The following is a 16,471-nucleotide window of genomic DNA, read 5'->3' as shown; positions in this document are numbered from 1 at the left end:
GCGATCTTGGTCCCTGGATTGCCGGGGACAACCAAATGCGCACAGGTAATAGCGCACAGGCATTTCGAGAGTGAAACCCGGGTAGCGGCCAACCTATGGGACCTAGTCTCTGACCGTGTTCACGTCTCGCAGTGCTCGGTTGAGGGCGGAGATAACGGCTCTGTAGGTCGCACGCGCGATCGAAGGGTCGATCCCTACGCCCCAGACAACCTGACCATCGACCTCGGCCTCAACGTACGAGGCCGCCTTGGCATCGTGTCCTGCGCCCATAGCGTGCTCAGAGTAATCAAGGATGTGGAAGTCATATCCCTGCTGCTGGATCGCATTTACAAAGGCATCGATGGGGCCCGAACCGTCCGCACGAAGTTCCACAACTTCGCCACGATCGCGAATCTCGGCTCGAAGATGTGCTCCGTCCTCGTCCGCATCAACGGAGGTCTTGCCCAGAACAAAACGACCCCAGGGCTCCAGCCCGTCTGCGGCATCATTAGGCAAATACTCGTCGGCAAAGATCTTCCACATCGCGTCTGCATCGACCTCTCCGCCGAGGGCCTCCGTCTTCCCCTGGACAATCTTTGAGAAATCGATCTGCAGGCGGCGCGGTAACTCCAGGTTGTGTGCCGAGGACATCAAGAATGCCACCCCGCCCTTACCGGACTGCGAATTTACTCTTACTACCGCCTCGTACGAACGACCAACGTCCGCCGGATCGATCGGGAGGTATGGAATCTCCCAGACAACGTCCTCCTCATTCCCGGCTTCCTTGACAAGTCTGCCCCGAACCGCGAACCCTTTACGGATTGCGTCCTGATGCGAACCAGAGAACGAGGTGTAGACGAGGTCGCCAGCGTATGGAGTCCGAGGCGGAACCTCCATCGAAGTGCAGTACTCAACCGTACGACGAATCTCGTCAATGTCAGAGATATCCAGCTGCGGATCAATCCCCTGGGTATAAAGATTAAGAGCCAGCGTTACCAGATCAACATTTCCGGTGCGTTCGCCCTGCCCAAACAAACAGCCCTCCACGCGGTCGGCCCCAGCCAGCATTGCTAGTTCGGCGGCGGCAACAGCACTGCCACGATCGTTGTGCGGGTGAACAGACAGTGAAACATGCTCGCGGCGGGTTAGGTTGCGTGACATGAACTCAATCTGGTCGGCGTAGACATTGGGGGTGCTGCGCTCGATCGTTGCGGGTAGATTGATGATCAGTTCTCGGTCGGGTCCGGGCTCCCAGGTATCCATCACCGCCTCGCAGATCTCAAGTGCAAACTCGGGCTCGGTGTCAATGAAAATCTCGGGCGAGTACTCCAACCCCACGACAGTGTTTTCTCCGAGAATCTCCTGAGCATCGCTCATAATCTGCGCGACCCCGGAAGTCGCCAACTTGACGGTTGAGACTGGGTCATTACCGAAGACAACCTCGCGGAACGTTGGCGATGTTGCGTTGTAAATGTGAATGTTGGCCTGCTTCAAACCGGCGAGGGACTCCACCGTTCTTCGAATGATGTCCTGGCGAGACTGGGTCAGAACGGAAACGACGACATCATCGGGAACCGCGCCTTCATCTACCAGAGATCGTACAAAGTCAAAGTCTGTTTGCGATGCCGCAGGAAATCCGATCTCGATTTCTTTGAATCCCATTCGGACTAGCAGGTCAAACATCAGTCGCTTGCGCGCGGGGTCCATGGGTTCGACCAGCGCCTGGTTTCCGTCACGCAGATCGGTCGAAAGCCAGCGCGGTGCCGCAACTATCTGTTTATCGGGCCAGGTTCGCTCCGGCAGACTGATTGGGTTGGTTTCACTAAACGGCCGATATTTTGCCACCGGCATTCCGGAAGATTTCTGATTGTTTCTGTGTCCGGCTGTAATCATTATGGTGCTCTTTCTTGGTTACCGGACCGCTTGGGCCCTGGGCTTGTCCGCCAGATCGGAACGCCTAACTCCGCGTCGAGTCGTCCGATCCGGTCAGGACTCGCCGCGGCAACCAAGCAGGAGGCTAAGAGCTTTCACACCTGCAATGTATTCCGCTTGCTCAGTCCGTGGCAAACCGTTCCAGAAACTGGTCGTTCCAAGGCTCACGCCAACTGTTGTAGGTAGGCGTCTCGCTGTCGACGAAACTCGACCCTAGAGAGGGCAAAGCTGGTTACCGAAGGGGAGGTCAGCACCACCAACATAATGATTGCGATGCTCAGGGAGAGCATGTTTGAGTACCGGTCGATTGCATAGTCCCTTGCCACCCATAGCAGGAACGTATGAACCACCTCGAAACCGACCACCAGAACCAGAGCGATACGAGCTCCGCGGTATCCAAACCACATTCCCAGTCCTAGCAGGATGAGCAGGACGATCAGCGCCGCCGAGATAACTATACCGGCAGTGAAAACATGTTCCGGAGCGAGATTCGGAATGTTCAGCGAATCCACCACTTTAGGATCGGCAATGATTCTTATCATTCTCCATGCCTCGGCAGCCACCATTGCCAGTATGACTGCGACTGCCAAGTAGACGCCACCCGGACGGGGAATCTTTTCTATTTCGACTCTTGGGTCGTCTGCAGTCGGGTCCGGGGCCTCGGCCATTGATTCGATTGCCTTGAGGTCGGGGGTGGGAACCGTTCGCGGCACCTCAGTAAGGTCAACAATCGCCAGGTTACCGTCAGTAGCGATCAGATCCCCTCCGCCATTGCGGGAGTGATAGGCCGTCGAGAAGTCTTCTATCCAGTCAACCCTCAGATTGGGATCAACCTCGCGGAGTGAATCAAGCACATGATCACGTTCACCGTCGATATCGTCGCCTATTTTGTGCGTCACCTGCAGGGTGAACAGCGATAGGCCCACCGACCGGTCGTAGGTTCCCGCAGCCACCCAGCCAACCCTTCGCCCACCGGGCAGCGGCCAGTCAGGCGGGCAGTGCCAAAACCTGATGTGGTGCCTCTTTCCAGGGCTACCCCCAATCTCCTGTTGATAGGCAAAGTCCTGCATCCTCTCGAAGACCTCTAAGGTCGAGACCGGAGCAGTCGGATACGACTTACGTGTCACAGTCGCCTCGACGATCTTGAGGCCAGAACTCAGGTTGACCGGCTCAGCCAGGGTCCAACCGGCCGCCTGCATCATTCGGTGGATGTGATCGGCAGACCCATCAAAGGCAATGTTTATCGGGTCGCCCATAATTCCTTCGCTGGTTCGGGAACGACCGATGAAGTAGTTCGGCACGTACATCGCGCTGAGAACCTTGTGAATACGGGGCAAAAACCAATACGCGACGACCGCCCACAGAGCAACGATAAAGAGGACCAGCGTCCAGTTATGCTCGTGAGAATCGAAGAAGACTGCCACCAGTGCCCAAACCGCCGCGACACCCGCTAGCAGGAAGAAGAATCCGTTGACCAGCACGGACAATCTCGATTCGCGCACATGCTGAGTCTCAGGAGGCACTGAATTTGCTTCGGCTCTGCCTTTACCGCTCTTGTTCTGACTCACGGTGCGTTCAGCCCCCTCCGACGTCGTTACTTCGAAGCTTAGACCCCTCAAAAACCAGAGTCCTGCGCTTTCGGGCTGCCATATGGCCGTCTTGAAGTTCTAGCGCTCTAGAACCCCAGCCTTCGTAATGCCTTCGGGTCCGTCTGCCAATTCTTGAGTGAAGTAACGTGCGTATGCAGATATACCCGGCGCCCCAACAGTCTTTCGATCTCCGCTCTGGCCTTTACCCCCACCTGCTTGAGGTGCTCTCCGCCCTTGCCTATCACGATGGCCTTCTGGGAGTCTCGCTCAACGAAGATGGTTACATAGATGTCGAGGATGCCCCGGTCTCCCTTACCCTCTCGCTCAACCATTTCGTCGACCCGGACCGCTACAGAGTGCGGTAGCTCGTCCCGTACTCCTTCGAGTGCCGCTTCCCTGACATACTCAGCAATCAGGGTTTCTTCACTCTCGTCAGTGATCTCATCGTCAGGATAAAGCTGCGGTGAGGGGGGAAGATAAGAGATCAGAACGTCAATCAGGGTGCCAAGATTCTTGTCCTTCGCCGCGCTGACGGGAACTATCGCGTCAAACTGAACCCCGTCGTCACTCTGTAGACCCTCAATATCACTCAGGTGCTCAATCAAGCGATCCGTACTCACCAGATCTAACTTCGTGGCGATGGCGACCTTTTTAGCTCTTGAGCCTGAGATCTGCTCTGCGATGAACCTATCGCCCGGTCCGATCTTCTGATCGGCCGGAAGACACATGGCAATCACGTCAACGTCCGCGAGCGCCTCAAGAACCATCTCGTTTAGACGCTTACCAAGCAGCGTTCGTGGACGATGGTATCCAGGGGTGTCGACAAGGATCATCTGTCCATCAGGGCGAGTGACTATGCCGCGGATGTTGTGCCGAGTGGTTTCGGGTCGATTCGAGGTAATTGCTACCTTCTGCCCAACCAGCGCGTTAGTTAGCGTTGACTTGCCTACGTTCGGACGGCCAACGATCGCGACAAACCCCGCACGGTAGTCCTCGTCTTGACTCTCCTCAATCATTTTCTCCCCCAGCATTCTCGGTATCCTCAGTATCTGGCCTCTCATCGTTCTTGGGAGAGGTAACGGTTACCGTGAGCGAGCGTACCTGTCTGCGTCGTCCTACCTCGTCGCCCGCTTCGATCAGCAGTGGACCGATCTGCGCGGTTGATCCGGGCAGGGGCACCTTCCCAATCGTCTTGGCTAAAAGACCACCCACGGAATAGACGTCGTCATCATCAATCTTGACATCTATCAGGTCCGCGAGATCATCGAGGGAATAGGACGAGGGCACCTCCCACACGTTCTCGGAGATCTGCTCTGGCGAGGCGGCGGTGTGGTCGTGCTCATCCTGCAGCTCCCCGACCAGTTCCTCGATGATGTCCTCAGCGGTAACCAGTCCGGCGATCCCGCCATACTCGTCGACCACCAGGGCAAGGTGTGAGTTCTCCTCTTGCATCACCCGCAGTTCGTCATCGGCCAGCTTCATCTCGGGAACGAAAGAAGCTGGACGCATGATGTCAGATGCTTGAAAATGATCACCGCTATCGGCCTCACGGAGACGACGAACAACGTCCTTGAAATATAGAACGCCCTGTACATCGTCCCTGTTCTTGCCAATAACAGGGATACGAGAAAAGCCGGAACGGATGAAAAGCTCAATGGCATCGTCTGCGGCCTCATCAGAGTGAATCGAGACGATTTCCCCACGCGGCACCATGACCTCACCGACCCTGGTTTGGCCCAGTTCGAAGACGGAACGAATGATTTCTCGGTCCTCCTCATCCAGATCAGAGGGGTCACCCTCCGTGACTTCGTCAACCAGTTCGCGTAGTTCCTCGACCACATCCAGGCGGGTACTTCGTTGCTCAAGACGTCGCTGACTGCGCTCCTCTCCCTTGGAAAGGGCGGCAATCCGACTCGGTCTGCGAAGGAGTTGGTTCGCAAGCGGTGCCCCGCGCAGAGCAACCCAAACGTAGCGTTCACCACTAAGTAGCGCGGCAGTTCCCAGTAGAGAAAGCAGAATTACCAACCCGACGATGGCCAGGGTCAATATCAGGTCAAGCCACCAGGGCAGCCCGCGCTCAGCGAACTGAACGATCAGAGGCACAGTGATGAAGAAAATCCCCAAACCGAGGGAAACGTCGCGTGGAACCAGCAGAGCCAACGATGCTTCGCGTCTGGTCTTGAGGGCGGAGGCAAGCGAGGATGCCCCTTTCCGTCCCTCCTCTTCGAGATCCTCTGCGTAAGCCAGGGACATCCTGGATATCGCGATGTCGATTGCGGTAACCCAGCTTGAGAAGAACACAAGGAGGACGCCGACAATCGCCAGAACAACCGACAGTCCGGGGTTTGCTAAACCAGACACTTATCTATCACCATTCCACAGGGTAGGGTCCGACTTCATCAGTTCTGCGCTAGGAAGGTCAGTAGCAGCCTGCGCTGCAGTGCAAACATCACTTCTTTTTCGTCGGGCTCAGCATGGTCGTAGCCCAAAAGGTGAAGGATGCCGTGGGTTGCAAGAAGCAGCATCTCTTCTTCTTTGGAGTGCCCTGCAGCAAGTGCCTGTTCCGCCGCCACCTGAGGACAGATGCACACGTCCCCGAGGACGCCCTCGCCTGTCGGACTTGCGGGCGTCCCGGGCTTCAGTTCATCCATTGGAAAGCTCATAACATCCGTGGGACCTGGAAGATCAAGCCACTGCTCGTGGAGCTCCGCCATCGGATCAGGATCGATAAACATGATGCATAGCTCCGCTCCGGAACCGACGTGCATCTGATGCATTACATACTCGGCCAGATCAGTGAACTCAACAATGTTGATGTCCACATCCGTTTCGTTTATTACCTCGACCGTCATCGCCTACCTCCCGCGGCTCGACTTCGACTCGAAGAACCACTCTTCCTGGAAGCGACGCCCTTGTTTTGGGGATGACGCGTGTCCCATTCGTCATAGGCATCAACGATGTCAGCCACCAGGCGGGTGCGGACAACGTCGGCACTGGTGAGGTACTGGAACCCTATCCCGTCAATATCCCTCAGAATCTGCTCGGCCTGGATCAGCCCAGACTTCTGATCACCGCGCAGATCTACCTGGGTTACATCACCGGTGACAGCCATCTTGGACCCCTCACCAAGACGTGTCAGGAGCATCTTCATTTGGGCCGCGGTCGTGTTCTGGGCCTCATCGACGATAACGAATGAATCGTTCAGGGTTCGACCACGCATGTAAGCAAGCGGGGCGACCTCAACGGCTCCTGCCTCCATCAGACGCGGGAGCGATCCCTCCTCAAGGAGATCCTGTAGAGCGTCGTATAGGGGGCGCAGGTATGGATCAATCTTGTCTGAAAGTGACCCTGGCAGGAACCCGAGATTCTCTCCGGCCTCAACCGCGGGTCTGGTCAAGATCACTCGGCGAACCTGGCCGGAAAGTAGCTGGTCCACTGCTTCGGCCATAGCCAAGTAGGTCTTACCGGTTCCAGCAGGCCCGATCCCAAAGACAATCTGCGAGCGTGAGAGGGCATCCATATAGTTCTGTTGACCAGGGGTCTTCGCCTTGACGTTTCTGCGAGGATTGCCAAAAGCCTGGCCTGTGGCTGCACTGGGCGCCATCTCAAAAAGAGTATCGCTGCGAAGCAGGTCAACTGCGTGTGTGACTGCATCTGCGTCAAGGATGGTTCCCTGCCGCGCCAACGTCACCAGTTCCTCGACCAGCTTCGCGACAGTCCCCACCTGGTCTGCAGAACCTGCCACAGAGATTATTCGGCCGTGGACCAGGACCGAGACGCCTGGGAATCCCTTCTCGATAACCCGAATGACCCGGTCCGAGGGTCCGAGGAGGGAGACCAGTTCAACGTCCTGAGGTACTTCGATGGTTCGAGTAAGTGAACGACTTCCTAGTTCGGTCATCTCATCCATTCTGCGTGATCTTGCGGGCTTATGCTCTCAAGTCTACGAGTGAATCTAGGTTCGCAGGCTCCAGAGCAGACTCTGTTACACAAGGGTTACTACCGCCCGTCACCAGCGGCCCAGATGCAGGTTTGCAGCGACCAGGGCTGCGGGACCGGCAGTCGAGCTGCGAAGCACTTCGGGGCCCAAGATGACGGGCGTAGCACCCGCTTCCTTGAAACCGTCAATCTCCTCTGGGCTGACTCCCCCTTCGGGGCCAACGAGCAATACAACTCTGGCGGGGGCCACTCCGTTTGAGGCGGTCGAAGCCAAGACCTGCGACAGAGGAACTGTGGCTTCTTCATGACAGACCAACACCAGATCACCCGACTCGGTCCAACTACCAACTTCGGCGGTGAGTTGTTTGGAAGACACCGGGTCTCCGATACCGGGGAGAAACGCTCTCCGGGACTGTTTCATTGCCGCAGTTAGTACCTTCTGCCAGCGCTCGACTCCTCGCTTAACCTTCTGCGGACTCCACTTCACTATGCTTCGGTCGGCCTGCCAGGGGATCACCCGATCAACCCCGAGCTCCGTCGCAGTCTCGATTGCCTGCTCATCTCGCCCACCTTTAGCAAGCGCCTGAACCAAAATCAGTTCGGGGCTTCGAGGCATCTCTTGTATCGCCCGCATAGCACGAACCTCGAGACCGTCCTGGTTTGTCCCGACCGCCTCGGACACGACTCGCACGCCCTGACCGTCAACCAAATCTAGGCGCTCACCCGGACGGATCCGCTGAACTCTAGCGGCGTGACGTCCCTCATCCCCGTCAAGAATCAAAGTCGAACTAGACGTCGTTACCTGTCGAAGTGGAGTTCGGTGGCCGTCAACCAGCACCTCCGGCGCGAAAAAAACTGATGCAGTCACTGTCTTGCGCAGGGTCCCTATGCGCCTAGCGCGTCCTTGATTCGCCCAAAGACCGAAGACTTGGCCCTGGGACGCTCTCCGGTGTCTTCACCCCGGTGTGCTGCCAGTTCTTCGAGGAGTTCCCGCGAGCGGTCATCCAGCTTTGTCGGCACCTCGACCCCCACGTGAACCACCAGGTTGCCGCGAGTCGAACCTCCCGGTCGAGTGATTCCGAGCCCCTTTAGTACCACTTCCTCACCGGGCTGGATGCCGGGATGAATCTCGACGTCGCGGTCTCCGTCGAAGGTGCTCAGCGGGAACACAACCCCGAGCGCGGCCGTTGTTACTGGAACGGTGACACTGGTGTGCAGGTCAAATCCCTGGCGCGAAAACAGCTTGTCGGACTTTACCCTGATCTCGACGTAGAGGTCTCCGCTCGAGCCGCCCTGGGCACCGGCCTCGCCCTGTCCTCGAAGCTTGATTCGACTTCCGTTCTCGACCCCGGAGGGAACAGAAACAGAGATGGTTCTGGTGGCGCGAACTCTTCCCTCTCCCGAGCACTCTGGACACGGAGTCTGAATAAGACGACCTCGACCATCACAGTTGCTGCAGGGAACCGCCATCCGAATCGGTCCTAGAAGGGAGGACTGCATACGGGTAACAGAACCGGTGCCGTTGCACTGGGTACACATGATCGGCGAGGTTCCGGGAGCACAGCAGGTGCCGTTGCAGGTACCGCAGACCATCGCGGTGTCCAAGATAACCTGCTTCTCGGTGCCGAAGACTACTTCCTCGAGGGTGATCTCGACCGCTACCTTGGTGTCACGTCCCGGCCTGCCGGTCGCGGGTTGCGGCATCGCAGAAGTAAACCCGCTCCCCGAGAACATCGCATCGAAAAGGTCAGCGAAGCCGAAAGATCCACCGAACGGATCGCCTCCGCCTCCGCCATTGAAGGAACCAGGTCCACGCAAATCGTACATCTGGCGTTTCTTCGGATCGGACAGTGTTTCGTATGCGACTGAGAGCTCTTTAAACGCTTCCTCAGACTCAGGTCCGGCATAGTCAGGGTGCAGTTCGCGTGCCTTCTTACGGTATGACCGACGGATTTCCTCGACGGTCGCGTCACGACTTACGCCCAGGACCTCGTAGTAGTCCCTCACGCGGTTTCCTCTTTCGATGGCTCTTCTTCTTGCGGTTCTTCAGACTGCGGCTTCCCTAACAGTAGTTCGGTCAACCGCTCCGACACAGCTTGTACAGCCGCCAGCGAACGCGGATAGTCCATGCGCGTCGGTCCGAGGATTCCGACGTGGACTGTAGTTGTCTCCGGCACCTCATAAGTAGCCGAGACGAGCGATGCCTCGTGAAGGTGGTCATCTCGGTTTTCAGCTCCGATCGATACGTCCAGCGGTTCTGTGTGAACCTCGCCGAGCACTCTTACTAGGGAAGCCTGATCTTCAAGAACCTCGAGAACGGAGGCAACGTCTGTGAAGCCTCCACTAACACGTGCCAGGTTTGAGGCCCCTGAAGTAGCGAACCGGGAGACAGCGAGCGGCCTAAGGATGTCCCGCACCGACTCAGCAACCGGCGCCAGGATCGCGCGCAACTCAGGCCTTGCAACGTCGACCACGCGCTCTAGCTCTTCGCGTACTTCACGGACGGTTTTCCCCTCGCTCAGTTCGGTCAGGGCCGTGGAAACCTCCGATACTAAGTCATCGGTCAGGGCCACGTCGGCTCCCAGGTCGATCTGCCGCTTGGCAATTCGCCCCGTCGTCGAGATCACCAGAACTAGAAGTCGGCTGGCAAGCAGGTCGATAACCTCTATCTGACGGATACCTGCAAGTGAGAGGTCCGGATACTCCGCGATAGCAGCTTGCCCAGTTAGCCTGGCTAAGAGTCGCACTGCCCGCCCGACCAGTTCCTCGTATGCGTCCACCTCACCGAGGTTCTTTTCAATACGCCGTCTGGACTGTTCGCTGATTGGCCCAGGAGCGTGAAGCTCGTCGACAAAACGGCGGTAACCGGCATCCGTTGGAACACGCCCAGCAGAAGTATGCGGCTGCTGGATGAACCCATCGCGCTCAAGTGCGCTCATATCGGCACGGATCGTGGCAGAAGAGACTCCCGTCACGTGCCCTTCAGCGACAGCCTTGGAGCTAACCGGTTCGTTGGTCTGAACGTGCTCGACGACAATTGCCTGCAAAACGTGCAGTCTGCGATCACTTGCGGACATCGGATTCACCCCCTCGACGATCAAATCGTGCGTGTACAAAACGGCTCAGTGGCACTCGAAGCCCGCGAGTGCCAGCACTACGAGTCTACAACCTGGCTACGGCCATCCCAGGATCATTCGCGTCACATGGTCGGCAAGTAGGCGTCCGTTCAACGTTAGTACGAGGCGTCCGCGCTCAAGTTGATCCGCTTCTACCAATCCATCGTCCACGAGCGAATGCGCGACCTCGGCAGGAACTCCTCCGGCGGGCAAGCCCTCGAGGGTCCTAATTCCGAGCATTACGCGTTCTGTACGGCGGTCCTCCTCGGTGAGAGCTTCCCCTTCTAGCCCGGGAGAGGTGCCCTCGGCGAGTCGGGCTGCATACGCCAGGGGGTGCTTGACGTTCCACCACCGTTGTCGCCCAACATGGGAGTGTGCTCCCGGCCCGTACCCCCACCAGTCCCAGTCACGCCAGTAGGCCAGGTTGTGTACGGAGCGGTCACTCGGGGTCTTTGCGAAGTTGGAGATTTCATACCACTGGTAGCCTGCTGTCGCCAATGTTTGATCAGCCAAACGGTACTTGTCAGCGTCCAGGTCCGGGTCGGTCTGCGGTAGTTCTCCGCGGGTGATCATGGCGGCCATCTTGGTTCCCTGCTCAACGATCAGTGAGTATGCACTGAGGTGGTCCGGCTCCAAGGTCAGGGCGTCTTCGACCGACCTCTTCCACTCTTCGAGTGTTTCGGTTGGTGCCCCGTAGATGAGGTCAACTGAGTTCCGCAGCCCTAAGTCCTTCGAGATCTGAATCGTCTCGGTCACTTTCGCGGGATGATGCTGTCGGTCGAGGACGTCCAGCACCCTGGGGACGGACGATTGCATTCCGACGGACACTCGATTCACCCCGGCAGATTGGAACCCCGTCATACGCGAATAAGTCGCGGTCTCGGGGTTGACCTCGAGGGTGATCTCGGCACCGGCAGTGACACCGAAGGTGTCATCAAGGCGGGTGATTATCTCACCGATCGCTGAAGGCTCTAGCAGGGAGGGAGTCCCGCCGCCAAAGAAAATACTCTCAATCGGCCTGGGAAGAAGTTCAGCCTCAGTGAGAACTCGCCTGGAGATCTCGATCTCCGCTGCCACAGAGTCGGTGTACGAGGCTCTGTCGGCTCCCGGCCCGAAGTCTTTGGTATAGGTGTTGAAATCACAGTACCCGCAACGGACGGTACAAAACGGGACGTGAACGTAGACAGCAAACGGGCGGTGCGCGACCGGTTCAGCCAGGTCGAGGTCAAGCGACCCGTCGAGGGGCCACGTACTGCCTTCAGGAAAGGCTGCCATCTCCGGCTCCTACGGCGTCCTGGGCAGTCGAACGGCGACCAAATCCCACGCGGGACGACCTGCCTTGGCCCCGCGCTCCTCAAAATGGGTGAATACCCGCCCATCGAATCGGGGAGAGAATCCGCCGGTCTGCGGGGCCGGAACCTGGACTGTGCCCTGAGCCGCGCACTGTGTTCTATCGATCCCAGTTGACTGCCCGATTGAATGCCCAGCCTCTCGCACCGCGTCCTGAAGTGCGACAGATTCAAGCTCGTACGGGTTCTCGAGTTCCTCTGCGCGGCTTAGCACCCCGAGCATCTGGCCTGCGTAGTTCTCCCAGTCCGTGGCCAGTCTCCACAGGCCGCCATCCTCCAGAACTCGGGCCACCGTCTCGGCGAAGTCATCCGAGACCAGTCGACGCTTGTGGTGGCGGGATTTTCGCCAGGGGTCGGGGAAGAAGGTCCATAGTTCACTAACAGTTGCCTCATCCAATATCGATTTCAGGGCAAGTTGAGCGTCTGCCTCAATCACCCGGATGTTCGTGAGTCCGGCTTCCCCAGCCTTTGCGGTAAGCCGAGCCAAGCCGGGAACCCAAACCTCGAATGCCAGATAGTCTCGCTCGGGATTTGATGCCGCAGCGGTGAGCATCTGCTCTCCACGACCCGACCCGACCTCGACCACGAGGGGTGCTTCACGACCGAACACTTCAGTCGGACTCAATCTGAAGTCAGGGTGAGCGGTCGTCAGACCGACGTCACGAGGAACCTCGATTACGTACTTATCCCTGTGCTTCGCGAAAGCGCGTTCCAGTGCAGGCTTCAGGTCCCGCGAGCGCCGGGTGAATGACTTGGTTCGAGCCATAAACTCAGCGTTCCTGAACTCGACTCCTTCGCTCCCCTGACTTTGTTCGTCACTACTGTGTTCGCTCACTTCTTTCCCGTCGGAGCGTCCGCCGTCAGCGCGGCGATGAAGGCTTCCTGCGGAACGTCAACCCGGCCGATTGACTTCATCCGTTTTTTACCTTCCTTCTGCTTTTCGAGCAGTTTCCTCTTACGAGTTATGTCGCCGCCGTAGCATTTTGCCAGCATGTCCTTGCGAAGCGCCTTAATAGTCTCGCGGGCAATGATCCTTGAACCAACTGCCGCTTGAACCGGGATTTCGAACTGTTGTCTTGGAATCAGTTCCTTTAGCCGTTTTGTCATCCGCACGCCGTATGCGTATGCAGCATCCTTGTGCACGATGGCGGAGAAGGCGTCTACTTGTTCACCGTTCAACAGCACGTCGACCTTCACCAGGTCTGCCGCCTGGTCACCAGACTCGTGGTAGTCGAGAGAGGCGTACCCCCTAGTACGTGACTTCAGGTGATCGAAGAAGTCGAAAACAATCTCGGCGAGGGGAAGCGTGTAGCGCAACTCGACACGGTCGGTGGAAAGGTAGTCCATTCCCAGCATTGTGCCGCGACGTTCTTGGCACAGTTCCATGACAGAACCGACATAGTCGGTCGGCGTCAAGATGGTCGCGGAAACAACCGGCTCGCGAACTTCCTTTATCTTTCCGTCGGGGAACTCAGAGGGATTGTCGACCCGCCTGATGGTACCGTCCTCGCTCTGCACGTGATAGACAACGTTCGGGGCGGTAGCAATTAGATCAAGGTTGAACTCGCGCTCAAGTCGCTCACGGACGATTTCGAGGTGAAGCAAGCCAAGGAAACCGCAACGAAATCCGAACCCCAGGGCGACAGAAGTCTCCGGTTCGAAAGTGAGTGCAGCGTCGTTCAGTTGAAGCTTGGTTAGGGCTTCGCGCAGATCGGGAAAATCCGACCCATCAACAGGGTAGACACCCGAGAACACCATCGGCTGGGGGTCACGATATCCGGGAAGAGCCTCAGTGGCCGAATGGACCGTGGTGGTTACTGTGTCACCAACACGCGACTTGCGGACGTCCTTGACGCCGGTGATTAGGTAACCTACCTCCCCGGCACCGAGACCATCGGCCGGGGTCGGTTCCGGCGACATCACTCCGAGTTCAAGGAGTTCGTACGAGGCGCCTGAAGACATCATTTTGACGCGCTCACGTTTACTGAGGTGACCATCGACCACACGAACATAGGTGACGACTCCGCGGTAAGAGTCATAGACGGAATCAAAGATCTCAGCGCGAGCAGGACCGTCGGGCTCGCCCGACGGCGCGGGGATCTCTCGAACCAGTCGGTCGAGAAGCTCAGGAACTCCGTCGCCGGTCTTTCCAGAGACTCTGAGAATGTCCTCCGGTTCCACCCCGATCAGTGAAGCAATTTCTTCGGCAAACTTCTCGGGCTGCGCCCCGGGAAGGTCAATCTTGTTCAGGACCGGAACGACTACCAGATCGTTTTCCATCGCAAGGTAGAGGTTCGCCAAGGTCTGAGCCTCGATCCCCTGCGCTGCATCAACCAAAAGAACCGCGCCTTCGCAGGCGGCGAGGGAACGGGACACCTCGTACGTGAAGTCGACGTGGCCCGGCGTGTCGATCATGTTGAGGACGTACGTCTCGCCGTCCACGGTCCAGGGCATGCGAACAGCCTGGCTTTTGATGGTGATTCCTCGTTCGCGCTCAATGTCCATACGGTCTAGGTACTGCGCGCGCATCTCACGCGAGCCCACGATTCCGGTCAACTGGAGCATTCGATCAGCTAGCGTCGACTTGCCGTGGTCAATATGGGCAATGATGCTGAAGTTACGAATGCTCGTTTCAGGCGTGTTTCCGGGTAGGTTTACTCCGGGCGTTACCTGGGATGCAGACAAGGGGACCTCCAACATGTTTCAACCTTGCAAGTTTGCCACGATCAGTACGGGTTTTCGAAAGCTGGTCGGCGGCTTCACAGTTACCGGCGCCGCCATCACTGGTCTGACCGGGCGTAACACTGATGGGATGGGGTCTGAACTGCGGGTCGTCCGGGGAGAATATGGTTGCCGTGAGTCGAAACGCACACGATTTGGCAACTTTCGGCCTCCGAGGGCATTAGTCTCCCTGCTACTCTTGACCATTGGACTCCACGCCCGGTCGAGCGTGGTGTCAGGCTAAAGCCGTTTGCGGGTGTCCCCACGCCTAGTCCTGGCTGAACCTAACCCCTCATCGACCCGTTATTTGCATATTTATGAGGAGAGTCTGAGTGGCGAACATCAAGTCACAGAAGAAGCGCATCAAGACGAACGAGAAGCGTCGTGTGCGCAACCAGGCGGTTAAGTCTGAACTGAAGACAATGGTCCGTAAGACCCGTGAAGCAGCCCAGGCTGGCGACAAGGAACTGGCTGAGGAGAGTCTGAAGAAGACCTCTCGCAAGCTAGATGTCGCGGTTTCTAAGGGTGTTATTCACAGGAACCAGGCGGCCAACCGTAAGTCGAAGCTGGCTAAGCGCGTCAACGCAATGTAGTGCAACGGTAACACCGCGCATTCTGAAGTGTTCAGAAGCTCCCGCACAGAACTCTATGAGTAAAGGTGCGGGAGCTTTTGCAATTGCGAATGAACTCCGACGATGCGGGATCCTGGGCATATAGGACACCGGGCGTTGCCGGGATGGCATTTCTGTCCCGTGTTTTCAACGAAGTCTCGGTTTGGGCCAATAAGACACCAGGGGCCTCGGACAGGGCTTCTACGACGCCCCCTATGCTGCTCCGCTTACGTCTATCATCCACTCGTGCCATTTATTGGTCGACCTGCAGATTTGACCTCGTTACGGAGCACAACTGTGCGCGCAGGTTGCCGGTCTCCGGAGATTCGCTCCAGCAACATCTTGGCCGCCGTCTCTCCCATCTGTCGACCAGGAAGTCTGACAACGGTGACGGCGCTTGGAGACAGGGTAGTGAACGGAAGGGTACCTATAACTGAGACGCCAATCTTTGGCGGGGCCATTCCCATCTCGCTCAAGACCTGGATGGCCCCAACCCCAAGAAGGTTATTTGCCGCGACTATCGCATCTGGAGGTTCCGGCATTGCCATTAGCAACTCGGCACAACGCCTCCCATCGGCAACGCGGAAAGTCGAATAGTGCAGCAGAGGGTCGAGATCTAGGTCAGGGAAATGCTGCCCCATTACAGCCTTCCATCCCTCAGCACGTTCGTACGCCGTATCCAGCTCGCGCGGCCCCGTAATACAAGCAATACGTTTGCAGCCCTTTCTCACAAGGTCTTCGGTGGCGACTCTACCCGCTTTGGTATTCGCCATGATGACCTCATCAATGTCGTAAGAGCTACCACGGTCAACAGCCACGATCTGACGTCCCGCAGCAAGAGCGTCGTCAAGGTTCGTCATCGGACCGGCACAGGCAATAATCACACCCGCGATGTGTTCGGAAATGGCTACTTGCAGGTACCGTTCCTCTTTCTCCGGGTCGCCATCCGTGTTGCACAACATCAATGAATAACCCGCCTCCTGCGCAACATCCTCAACGCCTCGGGCAACTTCAGTAAAGTAGGGATTCTCGATGTCTGGGATGACCAGAGTAAGAATCTCTGATTTCTGCCGCCGCAGGGAACGTGCTGAGCGGTTTGGGGTGAATCGGAGTTCTTTTGCCGCTTTACGAACAGCATCAGTCTTTTCTTTGGACGCCCCGATCCCGTTAAAGACCCGCGAAACCGTGGCCGGTGAGACCTTAGCAAGACGAGCGACATCATAAATGGTGGCCAT

Annotated in this window: 13 protein-coding genes and 1 pseudogene; 1 reads left to right on the top strand and 13 read right to left on the bottom strand. The window is 57.5% G+C overall.

Features of this window, described 5'->3' with window-relative positions:
* Positions 1–102: 102 nt before the first annotated feature.
* The 12 genes and pseudogenes from leuA to lepA all read right to left on the bottom strand — a co-directional run bounded on the left by leuA (position 103) and on the right by lepA (position 14,604).
* A complete protein-coding gene (gene leuA / locus U6G28_07610) occupies positions 103–1,830 on the bottom strand; it encodes a 2-isopropylmalate synthase (GenBank protein ID WRS29392.1) in 1,728 nt (575 codons plus the stop codon).
* 245 nt (positions 1,831–2,075) lie between these two features.
* Positions 2,076–3,413 (bottom strand): LssY C-terminal domain-containing protein, encoded by a 1,338-nt coding sequence (locus U6G28_07605; GenBank protein WRS29391.1) that lies wholly within the window; start codon positions 3,411–3,413, stop codon positions 2,076–2,078.
* A gap of 173 nt (positions 3,414–3,586) precedes the next feature.
* A pseudogene (era, locus tag U6G28_07600) lies at positions 3,587–4,495 on the bottom strand (GTPase Era).
* A gap of 13 nt (positions 4,496–4,508) precedes the next feature.
* On the bottom strand, positions 4,509–5,861 hold the full coding sequence (locus tag U6G28_07595) for a hemolysin family protein (GenBank protein ID WRS29390.1): 1,353 nt from the start codon (positions 5,859–5,861) through the stop codon (positions 4,509–4,511).
* A 38-nt stretch (positions 5,862–5,899) separates the two neighbouring features.
* Positions 5,900–6,352 (bottom strand): rRNA maturation RNase YbeY, encoded by a 453-nt coding sequence (gene ybeY / locus U6G28_07590; GenBank protein ID WRS29389.1) that lies wholly within the window; start codon positions 6,350–6,352, stop codon positions 5,900–5,902.
* Positions 6,349–7,401: a PhoH family protein gene (locus tag U6G28_07585; protein WRS29388.1), complete on the bottom strand. Its 1,053-nt coding sequence runs from the start codon at positions 7,399–7,401 to the stop codon at positions 6,349–6,351. The genes ybeY and U6G28_07585 overlap by 4 nt, the downstream gene beginning before the upstream one ends.
* Before the next feature lie 108 nt (positions 7,402–7,509).
* On the bottom strand, positions 7,510–8,307 hold the full coding sequence (locus tag U6G28_07580) for a 16S rRNA (uracil(1498)-N(3))-methyltransferase (protein ID WRS29387.1): 798 nt from the start codon (positions 8,305–8,307) through the stop codon (positions 7,510–7,512).
* 17 nt (positions 8,308–8,324) lie between these two features.
* Positions 8,325–9,446 (bottom strand): J domain-containing protein, encoded by a 1,122-nt coding sequence (locus U6G28_07575; protein WRS29386.1) that lies wholly within the window; start codon positions 9,444–9,446, stop codon positions 8,325–8,327.
* Complete coding sequence (gene hrcA, locus U6G28_07570; GenBank protein ID WRS29385.1) at positions 9,443–10,516, bottom strand: heat-inducible transcriptional repressor HrcA; 1,074 nt, start codon at positions 10,514–10,516, stop codon at positions 9,443–9,445. The genes U6G28_07575 and hrcA overlap by 4 nt, the downstream gene beginning before the upstream one ends.
* 96 nt (positions 10,517–10,612) lie before the next feature.
* Positions 10,613–11,830 (bottom strand): radical SAM family heme chaperone HemW, encoded by a 1,218-nt coding sequence (hemW, locus tag U6G28_07565; GenBank protein WRS29384.1) that lies wholly within the window; start codon positions 11,828–11,830, stop codon positions 10,613–10,615.
* Between the two features lie 9 nt (positions 11,831–11,839).
* A complete protein-coding gene (gene trmB / locus U6G28_07560) occupies positions 11,840–12,739 on the bottom strand; it encodes a tRNA (guanosine(46)-N7)-methyltransferase TrmB (GenBank protein WRS29383.1) in 900 nt (299 codons plus the stop codon).
* On the bottom strand, positions 12,736–14,604 hold the full coding sequence (gene lepA / locus U6G28_07555; GenBank protein WRS29382.1) for a translation elongation factor 4: 1,869 nt from the start codon (positions 14,602–14,604) through the stop codon (positions 12,736–12,738). Before lepA ends, trmB begins: the two co-directional genes overlap by 4 nt.
* Positions 14,605–14,957: 353 nt before the next feature.
* Here lepA and rpsT point away from each other — a divergent pair, with 353 nt between their 5' ends.
* Positions 14,958–15,218, top strand: a complete 261-nt coding sequence (gene rpsT / locus U6G28_07550; GenBank protein ID WRS29381.1) for a 30S ribosomal protein S20 — start codon at positions 14,958–14,960, stop codon at positions 15,216–15,218.
* A gap of 254 nt (positions 15,219–15,472) precedes the next feature.
* On the opposite strand, the gene U6G28_07545 is transcribed toward rpsT, so the two are convergent.
* A complete protein-coding gene (locus tag U6G28_07545) occupies positions 15,473–16,471 on the bottom strand; it encodes a LacI family DNA-binding transcriptional regulator (GenBank protein WRS29380.1) in 999 nt (332 codons plus the stop codon).

The sequence above is a fragment of the Actinomycetaceae bacterium MB13-C1-2 genome (assembly GCA_035621235.1).
In the GTDB taxonomy this organism is placed as follows: domain Bacteria; phylum Actinomycetota; class Actinomycetes; order Actinomycetales; family Actinomycetaceae; genus Scrofimicrobium.
This window is presented reverse-complemented; position numbering and strand designations above follow the sequence as displayed.